This is a genomic window from Pelagibius litoralis, assembly GCF_011683915.1.
Classification (GTDB): Bacteria; Pseudomonadota; Alphaproteobacteria; order Kiloniellales; family Kiloniellaceae; genus Pelagibius; species Pelagibius litoralis.
The window spans coordinates 1-7,109 of the sequence record NZ_JAAQPH010000053.1 but is presented as its reverse complement, the minus strand read 5'-3'; the positions used below and the strand labels follow the sequence as shown (position 1 = coordinate 7,109).

At 61.2% G+C, this 7,109-nt stretch carries 8 protein-coding genes; 7 read left to right on the top strand and 1 reads right to left on the bottom strand.

Going from position 1 to position 7,109, the window contains the following annotated elements; translation table 11 throughout:
- Positions 1-831 (top strand): putative barnase/colicin E5 family endoribonuclease (locus HBA54_RS28510; RefSeq protein WP_167232112.1); only part of this gene is annotated, 831 nt, incomplete at its 5' end.
- Positions 832-1,536: 705 nt separating this feature from the next.
- Here the strand turns inward: HBA54_RS28510 and HBA54_RS28505 are convergent.
- Positions 1,537-1,953 (bottom strand): GNAT family N-acetyltransferase, encoded by a 417-nt coding sequence (locus HBA54_RS28505; protein WP_167232109.1) that lies wholly within the window; start codon positions 1,951-1,953, stop codon positions 1,537-1,539.
- A 285-nt stretch (positions 1,954-2,238) separates the two neighbouring features.
- Between HBA54_RS28505 and HBA54_RS28500 the strand changes: the two genes are divergently transcribed.
- The 6 genes from HBA54_RS28500 to HBA54_RS28475 form a co-directional block, all read left to right on the top strand.
- Positions 2,239-3,108: a hypothetical protein gene (locus HBA54_RS28500; RefSeq protein WP_167232106.1), complete on the top strand. Its 870-nt coding sequence runs from the start codon at positions 2,239-2,241 to the stop codon at positions 3,106-3,108.
- Positions 3,109-3,328: 220 nt separating this feature from the next.
- The gene (locus HBA54_RS28495; RefSeq protein WP_167232103.1) at positions 3,329-4,165 is read left to right on the top strand and encodes a phage capsid protein; all 837 of its coding nucleotides are present in this window, start codon (positions 3,329-3,331) and stop codon (positions 4,163-4,165) included.
- A 13-nt stretch (positions 4,166-4,178) separates the two neighbouring features.
- The gene (locus HBA54_RS28490; protein ID WP_167232100.1) at positions 4,179-4,466 is read left to right on the top strand and encodes a hypothetical protein; all 288 of its coding nucleotides are present in this window, start codon (positions 4,179-4,181) and stop codon (positions 4,464-4,466) included.
- Between the two features lie 90 nt (positions 4,467-4,556).
- Positions 4,557-4,922, top strand: a complete 366-nt coding sequence (locus HBA54_RS28485; RefSeq protein WP_167232097.1) for a hypothetical protein — start codon at positions 4,557-4,559, stop codon at positions 4,920-4,922.
- Between the two features lie 11 nt (positions 4,923-4,933).
- A complete protein-coding gene (locus HBA54_RS28480) occupies positions 4,934-5,503 on the top strand; it encodes a phage connector family protein (RefSeq protein WP_167232094.1) in 570 nt (189 codons plus the stop codon).
- A 3-nt stretch (positions 5,504-5,506) separates the two neighbouring features.
- On the top strand, positions 5,507-7,109 hold a 1,603-nt coding region (locus HBA54_RS28475), incomplete at its 3' end, for a choice-of-anchor R domain-containing protein (protein WP_240932963.1).

Here is a 7,109-nt window from a genome sequence, read left to right as displayed (position 1 = left end):
GGCCCCGAGCTGGTGGAGATCATCAAGTCGATTGCGCCCGGTTCAGGCGAGGCGCAATCGCTGCTGGACTACAAAGATGCCGCAAATCGCCTGATCGAGCGTATCGGCGAAGGAGACGTGGCCGGTGCGCGGCAGGCGGCCATCGATACGGTCACCTACCTTGCCGGTGCTTTCCCGGCTGCTGGCACGCCGGTGCGCGGCGCCCGCGCTCTTGGAAAGACATCCGCGGCCCGCGGTGTGGTCAAGAAGGCCAAAGGCATTCCGTCACGCCGGCCGCTGCAGGTGGTTCTGGAGAAGACACCCGGCCGCAACGAGCAGGGGCGCCTGCGGCAGATCAGAGAGCTGGTGAAGCGGAATGTGCCCGCGGGCTTCCTCGATCAAACGGCCGCCCAGGCCATCGCCAAGACGCGCTTTCCGCCCCGCGATCCGCGGGAGAACGTCCGGCGCGGCCTCGCCGCCGCCGATCTCGTAATCGAGCAGGCACTGCGCGGCGAGCCCGGCGTGCTGGCCGAGGCCATGTTCCGGAGAGATGTAGGATCAATTGCATTCCTATTTGGGAAACCCGGAAATCCGGCGAAGAAATATAAAAAGGGCAGTGGTCTCTCTCACATCATTGCTAAGCACGGTGCCGAGGTTGTCCATGATGTGATCGAAACAGTGGCCAAAGGCATGGTCATTCGCCGTGTTGGCCAAGGAGAAGGAGAGCGGGTGGTCCTGTACTTCAAAGGCCACGAAGCCGCACTGAGCCTCTTTCAGAGCGAGAACCGTCAAACATGGTTACTGACGGGATACAAGACCGGCATCAGCGATATCAACTTTGATGTCAGCTAGGTTCGCGCACCAATCTTTTTCAAACCGAGATAAAGAGGTTGGGTGTGCCCCGGTGAACCCAGGGAGGTTCGTACTCCGTTGGGCCTACGCACGATGGGCCTACGTCTTGTCGTCCCACCGTGGGAGCGAGGCACGGTGAGAGTGTAGGGAGTTCGGCATCCGCTTTCAAGGCGTTCAGCGATCATGGCGTGATGTTGCAGGTTCAGGAGCTCGCACTCGGACCGCTTCGAGGGTTGATCTTCCTCAAGTCAAACTGAAGGTTAAGGTGTGCGTCGATGAACCCAAGAAGGGCTAAGACTCCTGTGGGCCTACGCACAAAGAGGTTACACGTTTTCACCCCAATGTGGGAGCGAGGCACCGAACAAAGGTAATCATCGCTGAAGGCAAAATCAATAAGAGCTCGAGACTGACATCAGCGACATCGACTGCGGTGTCAGCCAGCTTCGAGGGCCGATGTTCTTTAAGCAGAAATAAGGTGCAAGGTGTGCCCCGGTGAACCCAGGGAGGTTCGTACTCCGTTGGGCCTACGCACGATGGGCCTACGTTTAGTCGTCCCACCGTGGGAGCGAGGCACATCAGCAGTCTAGAGGCATTCTTTTGCCTGTTCAATAATCCGCCGGTTTTCCGGGGGAACAGTCGGCAAGCGGGGTGCGCCGCTGTCGTGGGGCGCGCCCCGCTTGCCTGCCGCCCTGCTACGTCATGGGATCAATAGACATAGCGCAGGTGCCGCTCCCCCACGATGGGGCAGCGTTGCGCCACGCCGTCAAAGCGAAAGCCCAGCCGCTCCAGCCAACATCGGCTGGCGCGGTGATCGGGATGTGCTTCCGCCAGAATGCTGTCCAGGCCGTAGTGGCGTTTGAGTTTCGGCAGTGTGCGCTTCACCATGCGGTGGAGGGCCAGGGGCCTGTTCCGCAGAAGCGACGAGAGGAAGGCCCAGACCCTGGCCTCCCGCCCATCGATGATCAGACCGAAGCAGCCGAGAACCCTCCCGTCTTCGACAAAAGTGAGGGCTGGGCCGCGATGGCGGTAAGCCATGGCGAAAAGGCGCATCGGCTCCCGTAGGAGTTTCGGCGGATCGATGTCGGCCAGGTGGCTGGGTTTGAAGAGGATGATCTCAAGCATCTCGACGCTCCCGGTCTTCTCTTCTGATACCGGGAAGCGGCCTGTAACAGGTGCCGGGGAATGGATTTACCTCATGCTGCATGGTTCTCTCCCTATTGCGGCTGGTTAAAGTCCCTCCCGATAGACTCTACTTAAGGTTGGAATTCAATTACGGCAAGATTATGTCTTGCGTCGCTTTGAAAAGAATTCGCTAAACGTTCCGGTTGTTACCGGCTGTGATTCCCCGGGCGCCCTTCGGCTGCCCCGGCACGATCCACTCGTACGAACAGGAAAAGGACGGACCCGATGACGGATAATCCGATGACTGCCGACAGCCAGGCATCCGCCGCCGGCGAGGGCGGTGCAATGCATTCAGAAGACGCCGGCGACTGGCGCAGTTCAATCGCCGAGCCGGAGCTGCGGCGTGTCGCCGACAAGTTCACCTCGCCGCGCGATGTGGTGAAGTCTTATGCCGCATTGCAGTCGCGCCTCGGCCGCTCGGTCGTGAAGCCGGGACCAGACGCCAGCGCCGAGGAGATGGCTGCCTATCGCCGGCAGCTGGGCGTTCCCGACGACCCGGCGGACTATCGCCTCAGCCTGCCGGAGGATCTGCCCGATAACCTGAAGCCGGATGCTTCGGCGGAGGCACTGCATCAGGATTTCGCTGCCGCCATGCATGAGGCCGGTGCCAGCAACGACGTCGTGCAGAAAGCGCTGGACTGGTATTACGGCACGCTCGGCCAGTCGGTCGAGCAACAGGAGCGGACAGGTGCGGAACGCCGCGCCGAGGCGGAAGCCAGCCTGCGCCATGAATGGGGTGGCGATCACGACAGAAACCTGGCCTTCGCTCAGCGAGCCGTGCGCGACTTCGGCGATGACGACTTTGTCTCGATGCTCGAAACCCAGGAAGTCGCGGGCATGAAGCTGGGCGATCACCCGACCTTTGTGCGCGCCTTTGCCGCTATCGGCCGGCGCATGGGCGAAGACGTGCCGTTGAGCGGCGAGCCGATGCGGGGCGAGGGCAGCCTGCAGTCCCGCATCGACAACCTGCATGCGCTGCAGGACAGCGACCCGCGGCGTTATGCCTCCGCCGGTGTGCAGGGCGAACTGCGAGACCTCTACGGGCGCCTCTATGGCAGCCAGCCCATCGTCGGCAGCGAAGGGCGGCGGCTTTAGGCCGAAACCATCCTTCTTAGGCACTGACTAGTTCTTCTTGCCGGTCGGGCGGGAACCCGGGTGTTTGTCCGCCCGGGCCCCTGACCGCACCTTCCCTGCAATCCGTTAGGCCCAGGTTCGTCAAGGCGCGGCCCCAAGTGGGGTACCCGCGCGGCGGCGCCCTTTGGACAACCGACCGGAGCGCTCACCCCATCCACCTGACGTAAAGGAAAGATGTGCGATGAGCACTTCCATCGACCTGTCCTTCGTGAAGCAATTCGAAAGAGAGGTTCACGAAGCCTATCAGCGCCAGGGCTCGCTCCTGCGGGCCACGGTGCGTTCCAAAAACAATGTGAAAGGAGCCTCGACCACTTTTCAGAAGATCGGCAAAGGCGTCGCCTCGACCAAGGCGCGCCACGGCAAGGTGACGCCGATGAATGTCGACCACACGCCGGTCGAATGTACGCTCCAGGACTTCTACGCCGGCGACTATATCGACAAGCTCGATGAAGCCAAGGTGAACCATGACGAGCGCATGGTGATCGCCAATGCCGGTGCCTGGGGCCTTGGCCGCAAGACGGATGAGTTGCTGATCGCCCAGGCGGATCAGACGACCTCCTTCGTCGGCAACTTCACCACCGGGCTGACCCGGACCCTGCTGCTGCAGGCGGTGGAATCCCTGGACGACAACGATGTGCCGGACGACGGCATGCGGTGGGGCCTCCTGACCCCGCGTCAGTGGTCCATCGCCCTCACGATTCCGGAATTCGCCTCGGCGGATTTCGTCGGTGACGACCTGCCGTTCATGCAGCGCAACAGGACCCGTTCCTGGCTGGGCGTGAACTGGATGCGGCACACGGGTCTGCCGGGTAAAAGCACGGCCAACGCGGTCTGCTTCACCTACCACAAGAACGCGCTGGGCCATGGTTCCGGTGCCGATGTCACCAGCGACATCACCTGGCAGGGTGATCGGGCGGCTCATTTCGTCAACAATATGATGAGCCAGGGTGCTTGCCTGATCGATGCGGAAGGTGTGATCGAAATCCGCGTCGACGATACCGCCACCATCCCGGCCTAAGGAGAGCAGAACCATGGCATATGATGCAAAGCACCTGACGCTGATGGCCCATGGCGCGGGCCAGCAGTGGTGGTCTTACCGGACCGCCGATACGCCGGTCATTGTTGACAGCAGTGGCTATTTCACTGGCGAGGCCGTCGGCATGCTGAAGATCGGTGACCTGATCTTCGTGCAGCAGGTCGATAACGCGGCCGCGCCGGGCAGCGTGACCGCTGCAGGATGGCACCTGGTGCTGTCCAACGACGGCAGCGTCGTCGATGTCTCCAATGCGACGGCCGTCTCAACGGCGGATACCGACTAGTACGGCGTCGCAGAGCCGAAACCTTGGGGGCGGACCATCAGGTCCGCCCTTTCTTTTTCATCATCGCCCAGCAAGAAGGAAAGAAGCCGGATGCCCAGAGCTTTGTCACAGAACCTGGAAACCATCGCCGCCCTGCAGAGCTTCTGCATCTTCGGTTACCAGACCGATGATCCACTGACAGCCGTCGCACAGCAGGAGTACTTCCTGAGCTGCGCATCGCGGTTGATGACCAACGACCTGATCCTGGTCTGTGCCGATGTGGAGCAGGAACCGGCCTGGGGGCTTTTCCTGATCAGCGGTGTCGATCCGGATGGCGTCCAGCTGCAGAATGTCGCCGGATTGACGCCGGATACCATCAATGGCCTGACCTTTCTGCGCAGCGCCCTTGTGCCGACGCCCTCCAAGCGGGCCAAAGCGGCCACGGCGGCGAAGAAGTCCCCTCGCAAAGCGGCATGAGGAGATAGACGATGGCTGATGTAACGGGCCTCTGTAACTCTGCCCTCTCCAAAATCGGCGCCGCCCGTATCACGGCGCTGAGCGAAGGCAGCAAGAATGCCAACCTCTGCGCCGAGCTCTATGAGCGTTGCCGCGACGACCTGCTGCGCGCCCATAGCTGGAACTTTGCCACGGCGCGGGCGAAGCTCGCCAAAAAGAGCGATGAGCCGGTCTTCGGCTACGCCGCCGCCTTTGCCTTGCCGGCGGACTGGGTCCGCAGCATCGGGGCCTACAACAACGAAGCGGGTCTTGGGTTTCTGGACTTTAAGATTGAGGGAGGGATGCTTCTCAGTGACGCTGAGGACGTCTATCTGCGCTATGTGCGCCGTGTCGAAGACGTGAACCTGATGCCACCGGATTTTCGCGAGGCCCTGGCAGGTCTTCTGGCCCGGGAACTGGCGGTTCCCGTCGCACAGTCCAACACGCTGGAGGAAAAACTCGAGGGGCGGTTCCGCACCCGGCTGAGGCGGGCACGAACGACCGACGGCTTGGAGGATCGTGCCGATCCCCTGCCGCTGGGCGCCTGGGCGGCGGTGAGGTGAGCCATGCCACGCGCTAATCCATTGCAAGCCGCTTTCAATGCCGGCGAAATCGGGCCCCGAATGGCGGCGCGCGTCGACTTTGCGAAGTACCAGAATGCCGGATCAAGGGTGGAGAACATGATTCCCCTGCCACAGGGAGGCCTCACGCGCCGTCCGGGTACGCGCTATGTCGCGGCAGCCCGCGACCACGACAAGCGGCCGCGTTTGATACCATTCGAGTTCTCGACAGAGCAGGCCTATGTTCTGGAGGTCTGTGACAGATGTTTTCGTTTCTTCCGGAACAAGGGGCAAATTATTGTCCCGGCAACCGACGCTGCGATCACGAACGGCGATTTCGATACCGACCTGACAGGATGGGATGACCGCTCCAGCGGCGGTGGTGCCATCGAGCACAACTTCCTGGGTGGTGATGAAATCGATCTTCTCGATTTCGCTCAGACTGCCCTGCAGGGCTGGGGTGACTTCATTTCAGGACGGGCCAACGTGGGACTCAAATTCACCGCGCCGGCAGATGGCGATGTCGCAAACGCGAGCATCAGCGTGCCAGTTGTCACCGTTGGGTTCACCGCTGTTGCAGGGGTCTATGCAGACAATGGCGGGAATCCAGGGGTGCAGGTCGGTGCTGACAGCACTTCCGTGGTCATCAATACGCCAACGCTCTACACTTTTACCTGGGCGGCAAATCCGACCATCACAAGCGGTTCGACTTATTGGATCGTCTTCAGCGACATCACGCTTGGTGGCACTGGAAACGCGACGATCAGTCAGTGTGCGGATCGTGGCGCCGCCTTCGCTTCAGGCTTCAATGACACGATTACGCTCATCGCCAACAACGGCGGCGGGTGGATCAACGGGCGAGATCTACGCACACGAATCGGCATCGAGTCAGCCGGCAGCAATGGCGTCTTGGCGCTTGAAGGAAACGGATCCGGTGTTGCGTCGGCGGAGCAGGCGGTCGCCACGACCGACCTTAACCAGGAGCATGTCATTCGTTTTCGTGTGATCGGCGCGGCGGGTGACAAGGTGGCGTTTCGAATTGGAAACACGTCCGAGGGGGATCAGGTCATTTCGGAGATCGAAATGGCGACCGGGTTCCATAGCGTCGCCTTTACGCCCACAATGAGCCCCTTCTATGTCCAGTTCCGCAACGAAGCCAACAAGACGATCTTTATCGACAGCGTGGGATTGATCGGCTCGGGAGCGGTGACACCGGCTCCCTTTGAATTGGCCTCCCCTTATGGAGAAGCCGACCTCCCGACGCTGAAAAGAGCGCAGTCGGCCGATGTGATGTACTTTGCCCATCCGGACTGTGCACCGCATAAACTGGAGCGGCGCGGCAACACGACATGGTCCCTGGTGGAGGTGGCTTTTGCCGATGGGCCTTATCTGGATGAGAACACAGTCTCAGGGCAGACCCTTGATCCCTCTGCTGTTTCAGGAAATGGTATCACTATCACGGCTGTCGGGCACTCGCCCTTTGTAGATGGCGACGTTGGCCGCTTGATCCGGCTTCGGCCATCGGGCGAGCCAGGCTATGCGATCATCACAGAGGTTGTCAGCCCGGAACAGGTGAGGGCCGATGTGAAGCGGGTTTTCGCCAATGCCA